Source organism: Pseudomonas sp. MF4836 (genome assembly GCF_002018875.1).
Lineage (GTDB): Bacteria > Pseudomonadota > Gammaproteobacteria > Pseudomonadales > Pseudomonadaceae > Aquipseudomonas.
On sequence record NZ_MVOL01000030.1, the window covers coordinates 17,127 to 34,701 of the forward strand.

General features: G+C 61.9%; 19 protein-coding genes. 6 read left to right on the top strand and 13 right to left on the bottom strand.

The genetic code is table 11. The features are described 5' to 3' along the window. The first annotated feature begins 103 nt into the window (after window positions 1-103). Complete coding sequence (locus MF4836_RS34200) at window positions 104-1,027, top strand: LysR family transcriptional regulator (RefSeq protein WP_020294816.1); 924 nt, start codon at window positions 104-106, stop codon at window positions 1,025-1,027. Here the strand turns inward: MF4836_RS34200 and MF4836_RS34205 are convergent. From MF4836_RS34205 to MF4836_RS34235, 7 genes are all read right to left on the bottom strand, one after another. Next, window positions 1,024-2,019, bottom strand: a complete 996-nt coding sequence (locus MF4836_RS34205) for an Ldh family oxidoreductase (protein ID WP_078474094.1) — start codon at window positions 2,017-2,019, stop codon at window positions 1,024-1,026. The two genes, MF4836_RS34200 and MF4836_RS34205, sit on opposite strands and share 4 nt — an antisense overlap. 35 nt (window positions 2,020-2,054) lie before the next feature. Continuing rightward, window positions 2,055-2,885: an ABC transporter substrate-binding protein gene (locus tag MF4836_RS34210; protein WP_078474095.1), complete on the bottom strand. Its 831-nt coding sequence runs from the start codon at window positions 2,883-2,885 to the stop codon at window positions 2,055-2,057. Between the two features lie 60 nt (window positions 2,886-2,945). Continuing rightward, on the bottom strand, window positions 2,946-3,608 hold the full coding sequence (locus tag MF4836_RS34215; protein ID WP_078474096.1) for an amino acid ABC transporter permease: 663 nt from the start codon (window positions 3,606-3,608) through the stop codon (window positions 2,946-2,948). Beyond that, complete coding sequence (locus MF4836_RS34220) at window positions 3,605-4,246, bottom strand: amino acid ABC transporter permease (protein WP_078474097.1); 642 nt, start codon at window positions 4,244-4,246, stop codon at window positions 3,605-3,607. The genes MF4836_RS34215 and MF4836_RS34220 overlap by 4 nt, the downstream gene beginning before the upstream one ends. Next, window positions 4,246-5,055 carry an amino acid ABC transporter ATP-binding protein gene (locus tag MF4836_RS34225; RefSeq protein ID WP_078474098.1) on the bottom strand — a complete coding sequence of 270 codons (810 nt, stop codon included), beginning with the start codon at window positions 5,053-5,055 and terminating at the stop codon, window positions 4,246-4,248. Before MF4836_RS34225 ends, MF4836_RS34220 begins: the two co-directional genes overlap by 1 nt. Before the next feature lie 59 nt (window positions 5,056-5,114). Then, entirely contained in the window at window positions 5,115-6,422 is a 1,308-nt protein-coding gene (locus tag MF4836_RS34230) for a M24 family metallopeptidase (RefSeq protein WP_078474099.1), read from the bottom strand. Between the two features lie 134 nt (window positions 6,423-6,556). Continuing rightward, on the bottom strand, window positions 6,557-8,593 hold the full coding sequence (locus tag MF4836_RS34235; protein ID WP_078474100.1) for an NADH:flavin oxidoreductase: 2,037 nt from the start codon (window positions 8,591-8,593) through the stop codon (window positions 6,557-6,559). Window positions 8,594-8,720: 127 nt separating this feature from the next. On the opposite strand from MF4836_RS34235, the gene MF4836_RS34240 reads away from it, so the two are divergent. Continuing rightward, on the top strand, window positions 8,721-9,368 hold the full coding sequence (locus tag MF4836_RS34240) for a TetR/AcrR family transcriptional regulator (RefSeq protein WP_078474101.1): 648 nt from the start codon (window positions 8,721-8,723) through the stop codon (window positions 9,366-9,368). Between the two features lie 34 nt (window positions 9,369-9,402). Here the strand turns inward: MF4836_RS34240 and MF4836_RS34245 are convergent, their stop codons facing one another. Together MF4836_RS34245 and MF4836_RS34250 are read right to left on the bottom strand one after the other, a co-directional pair. Next, window positions 9,403-11,163 carry an ABC transporter ATP-binding protein gene (locus MF4836_RS34245; RefSeq protein ID WP_078474102.1) on the bottom strand — a complete coding sequence of 587 codons (1,761 nt, stop codon included), beginning with the start codon at window positions 11,161-11,163 and terminating at the stop codon, window positions 9,403-9,405. Continuing rightward, window positions 11,150-12,931, bottom strand: a complete 1,782-nt coding sequence (locus MF4836_RS34250) for an ABC transporter ATP-binding protein (protein ID WP_238596260.1) — start codon at window positions 12,929-12,931, stop codon at window positions 11,150-11,152. The genes MF4836_RS34245 and MF4836_RS34250 overlap by 14 nt, the downstream gene beginning before the upstream one ends. Window positions 12,932-13,113: 182 nt before the next feature. On the opposite strand from MF4836_RS34250, the gene MF4836_RS34255 reads away from it, so the two are divergent. Next, window positions 13,114-13,617, top strand: a complete 504-nt coding sequence (locus MF4836_RS34255; protein WP_078474107.1) for a DUF4142 domain-containing protein — start codon at window positions 13,114-13,116, stop codon at window positions 13,615-13,617. Between the two features lie 65 nt (window positions 13,618-13,682). Here the strand turns inward: MF4836_RS34255 and MF4836_RS34260 are convergent, their stop codons facing one another. Next, a complete protein-coding gene (locus MF4836_RS34260; RefSeq protein WP_020294829.1) occupies window positions 13,683-13,895 on the bottom strand; it encodes a hypothetical protein in 213 nt (70 codons plus the stop codon). 189 nt (window positions 13,896-14,084) lie between these two features. Between MF4836_RS34260 and MF4836_RS34265 the strand changes: the two genes are divergently transcribed. From MF4836_RS34265 to MF4836_RS34275, 3 genes are read left to right on the top strand one after another with little or no spacing between them, the layout of a single operon-like run. After that, window positions 14,085-14,342, top strand: a complete 258-nt coding sequence (locus MF4836_RS34265) for a DUF6555 family protein (RefSeq protein ID WP_020294830.1) — start codon at window positions 14,085-14,087, stop codon at window positions 14,340-14,342. After that, window positions 14,339-14,596, top strand: a complete 258-nt coding sequence (locus MF4836_RS34270; RefSeq protein WP_078474103.1) for a hypothetical protein — start codon at window positions 14,339-14,341, stop codon at window positions 14,594-14,596. Before MF4836_RS34265 ends, MF4836_RS34270 begins: the two co-directional genes overlap by 4 nt. Continuing rightward, the gene (locus MF4836_RS34275) at window positions 14,586-14,825 is read left to right on the top strand and encodes a DUF6555 family protein (protein WP_078474104.1); all 240 of its coding nucleotides are present in this window, start codon (window positions 14,586-14,588) and stop codon (window positions 14,823-14,825) included. Before MF4836_RS34270 ends, MF4836_RS34275 begins: the two co-directional genes overlap by 11 nt. Before the next feature lie 463 nt (window positions 14,826-15,288). Here MF4836_RS34275 and MF4836_RS35285 read toward each other — a convergent pair whose 3' ends face one another. From MF4836_RS35285 to MF4836_RS34285, 3 genes are all read right to left on the bottom strand, one after another. After that, window positions 15,289-15,528 (bottom strand): hypothetical protein, encoded by a 240-nt coding sequence (locus tag MF4836_RS35285; RefSeq protein WP_153050300.1) that lies wholly within the window; start codon window positions 15,526-15,528, stop codon window positions 15,289-15,291. 207 nt (window positions 15,529-15,735) lie between these two features. Continuing rightward, entirely contained in the window at window positions 15,736-16,452 is a 717-nt protein-coding gene (locus MF4836_RS34280; RefSeq protein ID WP_153050301.1) for a hypothetical protein, read from the bottom strand. A 5-nt stretch (window positions 16,453-16,457) separates the two neighbouring features. Then, window positions 16,458-17,575 (bottom strand): glycoside hydrolase family 19 protein (locus MF4836_RS34285; protein WP_443217483.1); only part of this gene is annotated, 1,118 nt, incomplete at its 5' end.

Consider the following 17,575-nt stretch of genomic DNA (forward strand, 5'->3'; position numbering starts at 1 on the left):
GGGCATGGGCTGAGCATCAGCCGTGACATGCGCCACTTTACGAATCGCCCCGCAGGCTGCCTAATGAGAACCCCTGCCCTCGCGATAACTTTTAGTCATCCCCATGATCGCTTCCCTGCCCTCTTTGGTTTCCCGTCTGCGCCTGCGCCAGTTGCGCCTGCTGATTGCCCTGGACGAACACGGCTCGTTGCACAAGGCCGCCGAACAGGTGGCGATCACCCAGCCCGGGGCGACCAAGGCCCTGAATGAGATCGAGTCGGCGTTCGGTACTCGGCTGTTCACCCGCACCAGCCAGGGTCTTGAACCCAATGACTTGGGACGCTGCGCGATCCGCTATGCGCGATTGATCCACAGCGACCTGGCGCACCTGCGCGAAGAAATGCTCGGCATCCTCCAGGGCCAGGGCGGGCGCATTTCGGTGGGCATCATCATGGGCGCAGTGCCGATGCTGGTCAGCAGCCTGGCGCGGCTGCGGCTGACCCAACCCGAGCTGTCGGTGGAAATTGTCGAAGACACCAGCGCCCGCCTGCTGGGCCTGATCGACCAGGGGCGCCTCGACCTGGCGATCTGCCGCACCAGCGTCAGCCCGCGCCCGCAAGCCTATGACTGCCAGGTGCTGAACCAAGAACAGCTGCGCGTGGTGGCCAACCCCCGGCACCCGCTGGCCCAGGCCGAATCGTTGCAGTTGGCGCAGCTGGAGGGTTATGGCTGGATCATCTACCCGGCCAACATGCCAATGCGCCTGGTGCTGGAACGGGAGTTCAGCGAGGCCGGCCTGGAGTTCCCGCGATTCCCCCTGGAAACCGCCTCGACCTTCACCACCCTGATGCTGCTGCAGCAGGACCCGCAGTTGATTGCACTGATGCCCGAAGAAGTCGCCGAAGCCGCCGCGCGCATGGGGGTGCTGGTGTCCTTGCCGCTGCACATGCGCTCGCGCAGCGAACCCTATTCCCTGGTAACCCGCCAGGGCGTGCAGCTGTCGCCGAGCGCCAGGCTGCTCTGGGACACCCTGCAGGACGCCGACTAGGCCAACTGCTGATACAGCGTCATCGGCAAGCGGATGCCCTCGTTCAACGCCCGCGCATACGCCTGCTGCTTGGCCTGCCCCGGATGATGAATGCCCAGGGCCGCCAGGCGCTGCATCTGCTGCGCCAGGCGCTTCTCGAACTGCTCGTCGAGCAAGTGCGGAGCAATGGCGATCACCAGCAACCCCGAGCCTGGCGATTGCGTACCGCTGCGAAAGTCCGGCGCGTCCAGCGACCAGTTGCCGCCACCGACGCAGCCCGCCAGCACTTCGACCATCAACGCGATATTGGCCCCACGGCTGCCGCCAAAGGCCAGCAAGGCGCCGTGCATGGCCTCCCGCGCGCTCAGGGTTGCAGCGCCCTGGGCATCGACCGCCCAGCCGGCGGGGATCGCCTCGCCGGCCTGCGCCGCCTTGAGGATATTGACGAACGCCGTGGCGCTGCTGGCCTGGTCGATCAGCACCTGGCGCCCATCGCCACTGGGTGCGGCGAACGCCAGGGGGTTGGTCGAATACATCGGCTGGCGCTGGCCGAGCACCGTCAACAACGGCGGACCGTTGCAGAAGGCCAGCGCCACCAGGCCCTCGGCAGCCAGGCGCCGGGTGTAGTAGCCCAGCTCGCCGCAGGTAAACCCGTTGTGTTGGGCGAACAGGCTGATACCCAACTGCCGGGAGTTGTCGCGCAGGGCGCCAAACGCCTGGTCGAAACCCAGTTGCGCGATGCCCTGGCAGGCATCGCTGCGGATCATCGCCGGGGCGACCTGAGTGATCAGCGGTTGCGCGGCGCAGGCAATGCGCCCGCTGACGAAACCGCTCAGGTAGTCGGGCAAGTGCTCGAAACCGACGCTGGCCAAGCCATGGGCCTGGGCCGACACCGTTGCCTCGGCCAGGGCTTGGGCCACCTCCTGGCTGGCGCCGGCAGCCAGGCAGCACTGCCGGGCAAACGCCCGGGCCTCTGGCAACGACAGGTGCTTGAACGCTGCGGGTGATTGCATGGGCTCTCCATCAAGGCCGGGGATGAGGTTGTCGGTTACTCCACCAGGCGTGGCGCACCGACGTCCGCGGCCTGCTTGTCGAGGCCGAACGAACCGAGGATTTCAGCAATCTCGCCCGAGGCATGCAACGCCTCGATATTTTCATTCAGCGCCAGGCCCAGCGCGGTGTTGGCCTTGGTGTGGGGGAAGCCGGTCTGCCCCGGTTCCAGGGTCGCCTTGACCCGTGGGTCGGGCTCCGAGACCTTGATGCTCTTGCCCTGGTACGCGCCCTTCTGCTGCGAGGCCACGCCCACGGCGAAGCTGTCCACACCCACGGCGATGCGTTTTGACGCCAGGTCCTGGGCCATGGCCACCGGGTTGGGGTACAGCACCAGGTTGTCGCCAAAGGTCTTTTTCAAGTCGTCGACCCACAGGTAGCCCTGCACCGTGCCGATGCGCTTGCCCTCGAGCTCGGAGATTTTCGAAAAGCCCTCACTGGAGATGATGCCCATCACGTCCAGGTACAGCGGCGCGGACAACCCCAGGGCCTTGCTGCGCTCGGCGGTACGGTACCAGTCGCCGATACCGACATCGGCCCGCCGCGCGATCACCGACTGGATCACCGCTGCCGGGTCGACCACCGTGGCCTTGATCTCCAGGCATTCGCGGGCGGCGATGCGCTTGATGATCTCGCCGTCGACCCCGCTCAACTGGTTGCCCGGCCCGGGGATCGAGTACGGCGGGAAGACCCAGGCGGCGACGGTCAGCACCCCCGGGGTCAGGGTTTCAAACTGATGGGCCGGCTTGCAGTCCGCCTGGGCCGCGCCGGCCATCAGGGTGGAACAAAGGACGGCCCAACGGGTCATGCATTTGAAGGAGCTAATCATGGCTTCACCTGTGCAAGGGTTGCATTAAGAGAGCAGCAGCCGAAAAACGGCCCGAGTCGGTCATGCGTGCTGGCTGGGTGCCAGTCTTTTCTCCAGTGCCGCCACGCCCAGGGTCGCAGGCGCACAAACAGCGGCATACATCAGGCCGGCCAGGGTCAGCACCGGCATGTACTCGAATGTGGATGAACCAATGGCCGAGGCGCGGCTGACGATCTCCGGCAGCGCGATGGTGAAACACAGCGACGAGGCCTGGAACATCATGATCGAGAACCCGAGCAACGATGGCAGCGCCACTCGCAGCGCCTGGGGCAGGATGATGAAGCGCAGCGCATCGAGGCGATTCAGGCCAATCACCTCGGCCGCCTCGTTCTGGCCCTGGGCCACCGCCTCGATACCGCCACGGATGATCTCGCTGGTATAGGCCGCTGTGCAGTAGGCCAGCGCCAGGGCCGCGGCCCAGAACGAGCTCAGGGTCAGGCCCGCCGAGGGCAGGCCGAAATAGAAGTACTGCAACAGGATCAACGCCGGCGCGCCGCGCCCCAGCTCGACAATCAGCAGCGAGGGATAGCGCACTACCCGGCGCGGAGCCGAAACCCCCAGTGCCAGCAGCAACCCCAGGACCACCCCCAGCGCCAGGCTGACGGCGGTGACCTGCATCGACAGCACAAAGCCCTTCCACAGCTCGGGAAACCAGGCCAGCCACATCGTCAGGAGTTCGCTCATCGGGCAATCCTCTGTTTCAGGGTGGCCGCCAGCCAGCGCGAGAACAGCGCCACCGGCACGCTGAGAATCAGGTAGACCACGGCCGCCGCGCTGTACACCCCCAGCCCTTGAAAGGTCTGCTGGGACATCTGGTACGCCTGGAAGCTGATATCGCCCACGCCGATGGTCGAGGCCACGGCCGAGTCCTTGAGCAGGCCGATGGCATAGGTGGCCGAGGTGGGAATGGCGATGCGCACCAGTTGCGGCAGGACCACATCAAAGAACCGCTGGGGGGCCGAGAGGTTGAGCACATGCGCTGCCTCGTACTGGCCCTGGGGAATCGCGGCAAAGGCACCGCGATAGACCTCGGACATATGCGCCGCGGTGATCAGCCCCAGGCCCAGCACCGCCGCAGCAAAGGGCGACAAGGCGATGTAGCCGCCACCAATGCCGAAGAAGATGAAAAACAACCAGACAATCGGCGGAATCGACCGCAGGGTCAGCACCAGCATCGCCGCCAGCCAGCGGCAGAATTTCAGGTTCGACATGCGCAGGGCGCAGAGCGGAAAGCCCAGCACCATGCCAATGCAGAAGGCGCCCAGGGTCACGGCCAGGGTCCAGGGCACACCGCGCAACAGGACCAGCAGAATATCCAGCATCAGCGATTCCTCACGGCCTGGAGAAACTGCACCACCCGCGCATGCTGCGGCTCGCGCATCACCTGGGCGCTGGGCCCCTGCTCGATAATCCGCCCTTCGGCCATCACCACCACCCGGTCGGAAACGGTCTCGGCAAAGTGCATCTCATGGGTCACCACCAGCATCGACATGCCCTCGCGCGCCAGCTCCTTCATCACCGCCAGCACTTCCAGGCCCAGCTCGGGGTCGAGGGCCGAGGTCGGCTCGTCGAACAGCATCAATTCCGGGTCCAGGGCCAGGGCCCGGGCAATGGCGATGCGTTGCTGCTGGCCGCCGGAGCAGCGCGCCGGGTAGGTATTGGCCTTGTCCGCCAGGCCGACCCGGTCCAGCAACTGCAAGGACCGGGCATCCGCCTCCCTGGCGCTGCGGCCCAGGGTGCGGATCTGCGCCAGGCTGACATTGCGCAGCACCGTGAGGTGCGGAAACAGGTTGAACGACTGGAACACCATGCCGATGCGCCGGCGCAGCTTGAGCAACTCGCTCCTGGGCAGCGGGCGCCCGGCTTCGATGTGCACCCCGGCCATGCTGACCCGACCCCGAGTCGGCGGTTCCAGTTGGTTGATGCAGCGCAACAGGGTGCTTTTGCCGGAGCCGCTGGGGCCGATGATCGCCACCACCTCGCCCTTGGCCATTTCAAAGCACACATCATGCAAGACGGGATAAGGGCCGAACTGCTTGTGGATCGCATCCAGGCGCAGGAACGGTTCGGCGCTGGACACCGGGCGCGGCGCCAGGGCGGCGGCGCTTTCGATCACGGTCATGCTGCTCATTGTTTTTTTCTCCGGACAGGGTAGACGCCATGCCTGCAAGAATCAGGCAACAACCGCTGTTATCGATCGCCGTCGACTAAGGGGGTACGGGAAAGCTTGACCGCCCCAGTGGCGGTAATCAGCACCTGCTCTTCGAGCTTCACGCCTTCATGGCCGCCCTGCTCGCCGATGTAACTCTCCACCGAGAGCACCATGTTTTCCTCGAAGTGACCGTCATAGCCCCACTCGGCAAAGTCCACCGCGTAGGCCACGCTGGGGTACTCGTCGACCAGGCCCACGCCGTGCAACATCATCATGTAGCGGTTGTGCTCGAACTGCCTGGGCACCGGCCAGCAGCCCTCGGCGAACTCGCGGAACGACAGCCCGGGACGCAGCAGCTCGAGGTTGAAGTTGATTTGCTGCGAGGCAATCTCCAGCAGGTCGCGCTGGGCCGCCGTCGATGCCTTGCCGGGGCAGATAAAGCTGCGGGAAATGTCCGAGAGATAACCCCCCGGCCCCACCATGTCGGTGTCGAAGCAGACCATTTCGCCGGCGGCGATGACTTTGTCCGAAGCATCCTGGAACCATGGGTTGGTGCGCGGTCCGGAGTTCAGCAGGCGGCTCTCGGCCCACTCCCCGCCCTGGGCCACGTTCGTCCCGTGCATGATGCTCCACAGCTGGTTTTCGGTGATGCCCGGCACCAGGCTGGCGCGCATGCGGGCAATCGCCAGGTCGCACACATCCATCGACACCCGGTGGCTGGCGATCTCCTGCAGCGACTTGATCAGCCGCGCCTGCTCCATCAGCGGCTGGGCATCAAACAGCTGGATGCCCCTGGCCTTGAGTTTTTCCGCGCCCCAGGGGTCGCAGCGGTCCACCGCCAGGCGGCGATTGCCGGCGCCATGCCGGGTCATCAGGTCGGCCACTTCCAGGGCCCAGCGCTCGGCCTTCTCCTCGACCCGGGGGCCGGCCAGGAAATACAGCCAGGGGATGGCCGGGCGAATTTCGTCGATGGTCTCGATGTGTTCGCTGTTGTGCCGGCTGCTGGTGAACTCGAACAGCACCACCGGACCATCGGTGGCCACAAACACGTAGCGGCTGGGGGAATGCATCACCCACAGGCCGAGGTTATTGGTGTCGGTGGCGTAGCGAATATTGATCGGATCGGCCAATAGCACGCCGGCGTAATCGTGCTCGCGCAGTTGCTGGCGAATGCGCTCCAGGCGGTACTGGCGCAGGGCCGGGCGATCGATGGCGGCATAGGCCGCCAGCAGGCCGTTATCGACCGGGGCCAGGGCATGCCCGGTAACGCTGGCATCGCTGCGATAGTGCAGCGGGCCTGGGGGTAAGGCATTGAGCAGCTCGGTGAAATCGGTATCCGTGTGCATGCAACAACCTCCGCTGGGAAGAGTTTGACGTTAATCAAAACCAATCGGACCAACTTTCGGGGCAGTGACTTAAAGGCTTGGGAAACGGATGACGGCTGTCTTTCTTATTTTCAGGGCACGCTAATCAGCGCTCGCTAGAGGTCCTTGACCAGGCGCAGGGCGTCGTAGATCGCCGCATGGGTGTTACGCGATGACACTGCATCGCCGATTCGGAACAATTGGAAACGCCCCTGGGGGTTGGTCACCACGTTTTGCGCGGTGCCGGCAATCAGGTCCATGTACTCCACGGCGCCTTCATTGGTGGCCAGGGGTTGCAGCTCGAAATACAGCTCGTCCAGGGGCCGGGTGCCATGGTTGACCACGATCTGGTCCACCCGCCGGGTTTTCTCCAGGTCGCTGTAATCGGTGCCGATGGTCGCCAGCAACTGGTCGCCCTCACGGTCCACGGCCTTGAGTCGGTAAGTGACGGTAAAGGTGGTGTCCAGTTGTTGCAGCGAGCGCATGTAGGGCACCAGGTTCATGCCCATCACCTCCGGCGCGAACGAACGGTCGGGGGTCATGATCTCGGTCCTGGCCCCGCTGCGGGCAATGAACTCGGCGGCCTGCAAACCCGCGTGATCGCCGGCATCGTCATACACCAGCACATTGCGTCCGGGCTTCACGTCGCCGGAAATAATGTCCCAGCTCGACACCAGCCACTGGTTGCCCCGTTGCAGGACTTCGGTGTGGGGCAGCCCGCCGGTGGCGACTATCACCACGTCGGCGTTTTCATCGAGGACCATCGCCGCATCGGCCCAGGTGTTGAAGCGGAACTTGACCCCCAGGCGCTCGCACTGCGCCATGCGCCAGTCGATGATGCTGATCATTTCCTTGCGCCGCTCGGACTGCGCGGTCAGGCGAATCTGCCCGCCGGGCTGGTCGGCCACTTCCAGCACCAGCACCTCATGCCCGCGTTCGCCGGCGACCCGTGCGGCTTCCAGGCCACCGGGGCCGGCGCCGACGATCAGGATCTTGCGCTTGCGCGGGGCCTTGGGCACCTCGTGGGGCATGGTGGTTTCGCGGCCGGTGGCGGCGTTGTGGATGCAGTACGCGGCGCCGGCGTTGTAGATCCGGTCCAGGCAATAGTTGGCGCCCACGCAGGGGCGGATTTCATCTTCCCGGCCCTCGATGATCTTGCGCACGATGTGCGGGTCGGTCATGTGCGCGCGGGTCATGCCCACCATGTCCACCAGGCCGGCGGCAATCGCATGGCGGGCGGTGGCGACATCGGGAATCTTCGCCGCATGGAAGGTCGGGAAGCCGGTCAGGGCGCGAATCTCCCCGGCAAAGTCCAGGTGCGGTGCATTGCGCATGCCCTGGATCGGGATGATGTCGGTCAGCCCGGCATCGGTGGCGATATTGCCGCGAATCACGTTGAGAAAGTCGACCATGCCGCTGTCTTTCAGCAGTTGCGAGATGTGCAGCCCCTCCTCTTTCTCAAGCCCGCCCGCCAGCACCTCGTCACCGGTGTAGCGAATGCCGACGATAAACGCCGAACCGACCCGCTGGCGGATCGCGCTCAGCACCTCGAAGGTGAACCGCAGGCGATTGTGCAGCGAACCGCCGTAGGCGCCCTCCAGTTCGTTGGTCAACGGCGACCAGAACTGGTCCATCAAGTGGCCGTAGGCTTGCAGCTCGATGCCATCCAGGCCGGCGGCCTGCATGCGTTCGGCGGCGTCGGCATAGTCGCGGACGATGCGCTCGATATCCCAGATTTCCAGCTTCTTGGGGAAGGCCCGGTGCGCCGGCTCCTGGTTGTGCGAAGGCGACACCACCGGCAGCCAGTCGCCCTTGTCCCAGCGGGTGCGCCGCCCCAGGTGGGTAAGCTGGATCATCACCGCCGCGCCATGCTCGTGGCATTCGTCGGTGAGGTCTTTCATCCAGCCGACCACTTCGTCCTTGTACGCCAAGATATTGTTGAACACCGGGGGGCTGTCGCGGGAGATCGCCGCCGAGCCTGCGGTCATGGTCATGGCCACGCCGGCCTTGGCGCGTTCGACGTGATAAGCCCGGTACAATTTCTTCGGCATGCCCTCTTCGGGGTACGCCGGCTCGTGGGAGGTGGTGATAATGCGGTTGCGAAGTGTCAGGTGCTTGAGGCGATAAGGCTGAAGAAGCGGATCGTTATTCATATCGGTCTCGCATACAGGTCATCAGGCAAGGCAGACGATAGACCCCAATGTACACCAGTGTCAATAACATCGACGGTGGTGTATATTCACCTCCATCAAGGTCAAGTGGACAAGGAAAAAACGCCCCATGAAAGCAACCACCAACAGTGCGGAAGCGGCCGGCCGCGGCTCTCTGGAGAGCTGGCTCAACGCGGCCTATGAGAGCCTCAAGGAATCGGGGGTGGATGCAGTGCGGGTGATGCCGCTGGCGAAGAAACTCAACCTGTCGCGAACCAGTTTCTACTGGTATTTCCAGGACCGCGAAGCGCTGCTCGAAGCCCTGGTGAGCCTGTGGAAAAACAAGAACACCTTCAACCTGGTGTCACAGTCCGAGGCCTATGCCGAATCCATCACCGAGGCGATTCTCAACGTCTTCGACTGCTGGCTGAACAGCGAGCTGTTCGACTCGCAATTCGAATTCGCCATGCGCAGTTGGGCCCTGCAATCGCCCGAGGTAGCGGAAGAAATCCGCCAGGCCGATGCCCAGCGGGTGCAGGCCCTGGCAACCATGTTCGACCGTTTCGGCTTCGCCCATGACGCCGCCGTGACCCGGGCGCGCTCGATCTACCTGACCCAGATCGGCTACATCAGCATGAACACCCAGGAGCCGCTGGCGCAGCGCATGCGCTACATCCCCGAGTACTTGAAGATCTTCACCGGGGTCGAGCCCGAACCCCGGGAGCTGGAGCGCTTTTATCGGCGCAACGGGTTTTCTTCGGCCGACCTGCAGGGCTGAAGCGCGCGCCATCGGCGGCGTGCACACCCCTCACTCATGGCTGCTCGCCAGGCAGCCCCGGTATCAGGGGCGCCAGCGGCATGGCCTGGGCATCCTGCTCGTCCCACAGGCGCCGGTACAGACCGCCCAGCTCGAGCAATTGACGGTGGTTGCCGCGCTCGACGATACGCCCCTGATCCAGCACCAGAATCTGATCGGCATACTCCACCGTGCGCAGGCGATGGGCAATCATCACCACCGTGCGGCCCTCGGCCAGGCGCGATAAAGCCTGCTGGATATCGGCCTGGGCGCAGGGGTCGACCGAGGCCGTAGCTTCGTCCAGCAGCACGATGCGCGGTGCCTTGAGCAGCATCCGGGCAATCGATAGCCGCTGGCGCTCGCCGCCGGACAAGCGCAGGCCGCCCTCGCCCAGCGGCGTGTCATAGCCCTGCTCCAACTGTTCGATAAACGCTTCGCAGTGGGCCTCGCGACAGGCGGCGCGCACCGCCTCCACACTGGCCTCGGGGCGGCCGATGCGCACGTTATCCAGCACCGAGCCGTCGAACAGCTGCACATCCTGGAACACGAAGCCGACCTGCTGGTACAAGGCGTCGGTGCCCAGGGCCTTGAGGTCGACACCGCCCAGGGTGATCTGCCCTTGCTGCGGGTCGTAGAAGCGCCCGAGCAAATGCAGCAAGGTCGACTTGCCACTGCCGGACGGCCCGACAATCGCCGTCACTGAACCGGCCGGCACCGTGAAGTCGATGCCCTGCACCACCGGCTCCCGGGCATAGCCGAAACTCACCTGTTCAAAGCGCAGCGTCGAATCCTCGGGCACCGCGACTTCGGTGGTTTCAGCCAGGATCGGCTCCGCCATCAGGGCACTCAGGCGCGCCGAAGACTGGCTCATCATGCGCAGTTGCGTGAGGTAGGCCGCGACCTCCAGCAGCGCGTCGATGATCTTGTACGACACCAGCACAAACAACAGCCAGGTCGCCACGTCCAGCGACTGCTCGACAAACAGCCAGGCCGCCATCAGCAGCAGGCTGACCAGGCCCATCTCGATCATCAGGCGCAACAGCTGCACCCCGCCGCCGCCCCAGGCTTCGATGCCCAGGCTGCCACGGCGGATGCTGGCGAAGGTTTCTTCAAGGCGCGCGAGCATGCCGTCACAGCGATGGAACAGGCGCAGGGTGCGAATACCGCTGACAAACTCCACCAGCAGCCCCGAAGCCATTTGCAGGCGCCCGGATTGCCGCGTGCCTTCGCGCAGCAGGTAACCCATGCACCCCTGGTACAGCGCCCAGCCCAGGGGCAAGGTGACCAGCAGGCTCAGGGTCAGGCGCCAGTCGACCCAGACCAGCAGCAGGCAAAAAATCAGCGGCACGCTGATCCCGGCAATGACTTCGGCGATCAAGTGGGTGAAGACGTCCTCGACCCGCTTCACATCATCGGTCAGGGTTGCCGCCAACTCGCCGATCCGCCGCTGATGGAAAAATCCCAGGGGCACCAGGCGCAAGTGATCGGTCAGCGCCGCGCGATAACTCATCATCAGGTCATAGGCCCCGATAAAGCAGTCCATCTGGCCGAAGTGGGAAAACAGCAACTGGCCGATCAGACAAGCACCCAACGCCAGGCCCAGCCCCCACCACTCAGCACTCCCGGCGCTGCCGGCGAGCACCCATTGCAGCCCCAGCCAGGCCAGGAAGAACGGCGCGATGGAACAGGCCTGGGCCAGTACCCGCAGACCGATGCCGCGGTACACCCGGTACGGCTGGCGACCGGCAATGCGCACCACATCCTCAAGCATCGACATCCCTGACCTCCTGTTGGCGAATATGCCAGGCATGGGCCTGGAACTGGCTGTGCCACAAGCGCTGGTAAGTGCTGTTGCCGTGGAGCAATTGGGCATGGGAGCCGGACGCGACAAGGCGCCCCTCCTCCAGCAGCAGAATCTGCTCGGCATGGCGCACCGCGTACAAGCGATGGGCAATCACCAGCACCGTGGTCTGCGGGTAACGCTTGCGCAACGCCGTATAAAACGCGGCCTCGGTCAGGCTGTCGGCAAAGGCCGTGGCCTCGTCAAGCACCAATACCGGGGCTCCCGCCAGCAGCGCCCGGGCGATGGCGATCCGTTGCCGCTCGCCTCCGGACAAACGCGTCCCGCGCTCGCCGACCTGGGTGTCCAGGCCTTGAGGCAAGCTGCGCACCAGGTCCCGGGCCTGGACGATGGCCAGTACGTCGTACAACTGCCGATCACTGGCCAGGGGCTTGGCCAGTCGCAGGTTCTGCGCCAGGCTGCCCTGGAACAGAAACGCGTCCTGGCTGACCACGGCAATGGCCTGGGCCCGGTCTCGATCGCCGAGGCTGGCCAGCGATACCTCACCGAGCAGCACCTCGCCACTGTCGGGCGGCAACAGCCCGGACAGCAGATAGGCCAGCGTCGACTTGCCGGCACCGGAAGGCCCCACCAGGGCGTTGAAGCTGCCGGGGCGCAACTCGAGGTTCAGGTCCTGCAGAATCGGCCGCGTCTGGTAACTGAACGACAGATGCTGCAAGCGCACCCCGGCATGGGCCGGCAAGCGGCTGCTGACCTGCACGGCCACCGGAACCAGCAGTGGCTGGATCCGCTCCACCCCACCGCAGATCTCGCGGATCGCCGAAGAAAAGAACATCAGGCGCAGCAGCGGCTTGAGCAAACCGCTGCCCAGCACCAGAGCCAAAATCAGGTTGGGCAACGGTAACTGGCCCTGGGCGTTGAGCCACAGCCCCAGGGGCAGCAACACGAAAATATTGGCCGTCAGCAGTACGACAAAAGCCGACCAGCCAGGCACCGCCTTGCGGCTGAAGCCTTCGACCAGGCGGTGGTACGCCTCCAGCCGCTCGCGCAGTAACTTGAAGGAACTGGCGCTCTGGCGGAACGCCTTCATCACCGGAATCCCGCGCAGGTACTCCACGGTGGCGCCGTTGAGCTGTTCGGTGGCGATGTTATAGCTGCGCACCCGCTCGTCCATGCCCCGCGACATGCAGGCCTGGGCCAGCCATGCCGGGATAATGGTGCTGAGCGCCGCCAGGGCCATGCGCCAGTCCAGCCAGAACAGAAAGCCGCCCGCAGCCAAGGGCGTGACCACGGCGGCGATCAGTTCGATGCTGTGGTGGGCGATAAAGGTTTCCAGGCGCTCGACGTCATTCAGAATGATCTTGCGCAAGCCGCCGGAGCTGTAGCGGCCGAGCATCTGCAACGGCAAGCGGGTCAAGGACTGGGCCAGGCGCAAGCGGACCTCGTAGAGGATCTGGAACGCCGCCACATGGCTGAAATAGCCGCCGAGGGTCAGCAGCCCGTATTTGCCCAGCAGCGCCAGCAGCACCAAACCGGCCAAGTGCAGCAGGTCCCGGCCTGGCGGGGCATCGAGCAAGGCCAGCTCCGCCGCGCGGTACAACAGGTAATACAGCAACAGCTCCAGCAGCGCCGAGCCGGCGGCCAGGCTCACGGCCAAGCCCAGCCGAGCGCGCTGCCCCGCCAGCAAACCGATCAGGGCGGCCATCGGCGACGCGCGTTCCGATCCGGGGTTGGAAGATTGCATGGGCTCTCCTGAGCTGAAAATGCGCAGGCGCAAGGATAGAAACTCTCACCCAGGATGTAAATGCGAATCACTACCGATTGATCTCAAGCCTGCACCAAGCAAAAAAACTAAACCTTTTGCCCGGCCGCTGGCTCAACAGTAAGACGACATCCTCGTCCCCTGATAATGAAATGGAGATCACCATGAACACACTGCTGATGAAACAGATGGGCCTGTCCTTCCTGCTGCTGGCCGGTACCGTGGGCAGCGCCGCTGCCGCCACCTCCAACAGCTTCGTCAATGACGCGGCGCAAGGCGGAATCAACGAAGTCGAAAGCGCCAAGCTGGCCCTGGAAAAAAGCAGCGCAGCCGACGTCAAGGCGTTTGCCCAGCAGATGGTCACCGACCACACCAAGGCCAATCAGGAGCTGACGACCCTGGCGAAAAAACTCGATATCGAGGTGCCGGATGAAGCCTCGCTCACGGAAAAAGCCAAGAAGATGATTCTCGAAATGCGTGACGAATCCTTCGACAAGGCCTACGCCAACAACCAGGTCAAGGCTCACGAGGACACCGTCGCCCTGTTCAAAAAAGAAGCCGCCTCCTCGGATAACGCCGAACTCAAGGCGTTTGCCCAGCAGACCCTGCCGACGCTGGAGCACCACCTGGACATGGCGAAAAAGCTGCAGGCGCAGCACGCCAAGTAACCACCGGCCCGAACGCCCCAAGCAGCACCCGGACCCCGCCCGAAAGGCGGGGTTTGCATGGGCGCTCAATCATTGGGCAGCGGCATGTCCTTGTCGCTGGGGATGCCATCGCCGGCGCTGGGCTCGTTCCAGTCTTCGGGGCGCTCGCGGGTTACCACCTCGGGGCGCGCCAAGGGGTCCTTCTGCAACGGGTCGAACGGCTCGGCAGAGGGCTCGGCCGGGGCCGGGTCGGGGCGTGGGGTTTGCGCTTGATCGTCGAAACTCGAATCAGTGGACATAAACACCTCAGGGCTTGGGTCCAGCCAACCTGGGCCATGATCTTTCGACGTTCGGAGCGGCGGTGCAGTGCATTCGAGGTGACGAATGGCCTGGGCTTGACTTGGGTCACGGAAATGCAATTGTCCTACAATTATTTTGAACCTTTTTGAACGAAATCGATTCTTTCTCACAAGCTAATGGAGGGCCTTATGGGAAACCCGGCAATTTACGTAATCGAATACCACCTACAGGGTGCACACAAGACCTTCGTCATCCGCGCCGACGGCATGGATAACGCACAGGCCTGGCATTGGGCTAGTTGTGACGCCGGCATCGGCACCATCCCCAAGTCTTCTCGGGACAAGGTCAAGCGCGTCACCCGCCCCCTGGCTGAACGCTACGGCCTGACCGATGTGCAATGGCGCCCCTCGACCCAAATCGACTGGACCGGAGAATCAAGCCTGTGAACGCCCACGCCCTGAAGACCAGCCTCGACTGCAACCCCTGGGACGAGGAAATCGCGCGCAACACCCAACTGTTTTTCGAGGCCGACCGCCTCGACGACCTGGCCTACACCATCATCGGGGGCCAGGACGGCCCGGACGCCGTGTGGGAACGCTACAGCCAGGCCAAGAAAGCCGCGGACGCCAAACGCACCGAGGCCTATCAGGACTGGATGCGCATCCGCCGCGCCATGCAGCAATCACCCCATGCTTCGTGATTACGAAATCCACTACCTGCTGCAGGGACACAAAAAAGTGTCCCTGCACGCCTCGACCCAGATGACCGAGTTCGACGCCTGGTTCTGCGCCGCCCTCGATTGCGCCATCCCCCTGCGCGAACTGCCGTCGCTGCGTTCCCTGGCCATCATCAAAAGCATCCTCGAACCTCACGGCATCAGCTCGGTGCGCTGGAACCTGGCGCCGAAGACCTCGGTGGCTCAGAAGTAGTGATCAATGCAGAAGGAAGTAATCTGGCAGCCGCACGCTCACTCAATAGTGAGGCTCTTGATAACCTCAGCTTGCCAGCTTGCTTGTGATGCAAAGTGGTTTTCCTTGGTCGAACTGAGACCGCATAGAGCTACAAAAAACGGCAGTGATTTTACCGTAGAACACGCCATCCCAGCACTCGTACTTTTCTTTGACCGGAGTCAAAATTCGTCCATTTTTATCTGACCTGTCATATGCGACTTCAAGTTCAGTCACTACAATGATGTCTTTCTTACTATCTGCGAATGCGGGAATCTGCCGAGACCTTACTTGGTGCCGAATGATATCTCGTTGAGCATCATAGTAATCGATTCGTGTCGACTTCGGAGACTTCTCAGATAGCCGAATTGCTCCTAATACGGTTTTCTCATCTAAATACTCTTTACTGGATGATACCGTTTCATAGAAGAATGGGCTGCCTGCTTTATCTCGATATAGAAGACTGCATATTTTTTGTCGCGAATAAATGCACGATCAGAAGAGAGCGAGAACCCACAATCCGACAATAAATCGTAATAAACTTTTGCATGCCTTTAGGTAATTTTTTATCACTGGGACCAGAGTCTTTCTCAGCACAGCGGGCATTTTCACTCGCTGCAAAAAATGGAGCGAGCGCCACGAGGAGGCTCGATAAAAGGACAGGGATAAAAATCATTGTCTTCATTGCGACTCCTCATCGCTCACCTGATGGTTTTCTAATAAAGCTACATAGCATTGTTGGCGCCAGGGAATGCGCCTTGGTCATATAACAGAACTTGCGCATTTTCCTGCACTCCTGCCATAAACTTGACAAGCCGTGATCTACTTAACCAATAACCGATACAACGACGTCTTCGTCGTTGTGCCTGTATAACATTCTGCTCAACAATAGCTAGTTTTCGAATATATGCCCCTCGTTAAATCGAATGGTTTTTGCCATCTCTATGAAAATATCGTAACTTAGCCCCACTTGTATATTGTCTTCACTTTTACGCAACAGGCACGCCTGACTCATCGCCGCACTCATATTTTCGTTTCCAACTATTAGGCTGACGCAGCGGTAGCGAGATGTGTATTCTTCAGGGGATGCACAACTGGGATGAGGGAGGCCGCTGTATGAGTCCTCGGCGATCCACCCAGTCCAGTTTGATCCTCGAATAGGTTTAACTTTGGTCGTCACGGTCAGTCCGCAGTAGGTTTTGTCTCTGCGGTGAATCGCCTTACCGGAAAATTGGTCAATCGTCTCTCCATCGTTTAATGCGAAGAAGTCTGACGAGAGTAATTTTTTAGCTTTGGACAGCTCCACGCCGCCCACGTAAAAAGTAATATTGTTGCTGACCCGGCGACTGTTGGGATCGTACTGGAAGTCCATCGTGGCGATTCTATAGTCGTTGCCCTTGATCTGTCCGTTTGCTGTGCAATCGAAATGCAGCGGCTTGCCATAGATGTCAGTCATGTCGGGAGTGGAGATATTCATTCCACATCGTTTTGCATCCTCTTCGCTGATGGCCGATAACGTGACGCTGGGTGTAGAAAATTGACCAACAACTGAAAATGAAGTCAGTGCCGTAATACCGAGGAGACCAAATCTGAGTAAAAGTTGACACATCTGGGTTACTCCTCCAATTGTCGCCTCAAACCATTTTCCATTGGCATAGTTGGGACGTCGTTGAGTATGAAATATACATAGCGGAAGAACTGTTGCCTTTCTGGCAAACCACCTGCTCCACCTACCAACCGGAAGCAATTCCTCACGTCGTTGTCGGCAGCCCCGCGATCAGCTTCCGTGTTAATGCGCTTCAATGCCCAGAAATATCCCGCAGAGTGAGCAGCGGTTGCTGCATCCGACTGAACGAGCTCCGGATTCGGATCAGTCGTGAAATCTCGATTCCGGAAAACTCCGTAATCCCTATAGCCGCTACGCCAAGTGAGATGAATAAGGCCGCGCCCGCGAAATCGGGCGCCATCTCCAGGTTGCGTATTGCCCCCGCTTAACGCTTTGTTGTGAATCTCCCCGGGACGCTGTGCAATGTAAGTAGGGCGATCTCTGTTTTTCAGGAATCCCATGGTGCTTAACCACTGGTGCCTATTGTCAAAATCGTAGGCCGCTTCTTGGGGGCTATATGCCTCGTACATTTTCCGGAAATAATCGGCATCACCTAACTCTGCAGTCCACTTAAGCGCCCCGGACTCCTTGAAACACTGGGCTAACAAGTGTGCTTGGCGCAACGCGTTCGTAAGTCCATATATCCTGAATGTGTGATTTAGGGCCAAGCCAAGTCCCGGGGGAGAATTGACTGATCCGCTCTGATTACCCATCAGAAATCTGCTTCTACTCACCGACCAGGACAAGTTCGGTCCTCCTGCATCGGGCATCGACGAACGTGGCAACAATTGAGTTAGCTCGCGCAGACTCAACCACCCACACCTCCTGAAGACCTCGATAAACCGCAACGGATGAAAGTGATAATGCACCTTGCCCAAGGCCAGCCCCTCTTTCACCGCGTCCTCCCAAAACGCCAGCGCCCCATGGTGGCGCTTGAGCTTGTCGTAGGCCTCAGGTGACAGGCACAGGCTGAGCAGCACGTTGGCCGGAACGTCGTTTGGGTCGTCGCCTTTGATCCAGCCCCAGCGCTGGTCGAAGTCGTCGCGCGACCACTCGGTAGGGAGTTTGGCCACGCAGTAGCTCAGGCGCTTGCGCATGCTGGCGTTGTGGATCTTGGCGTAGGCTC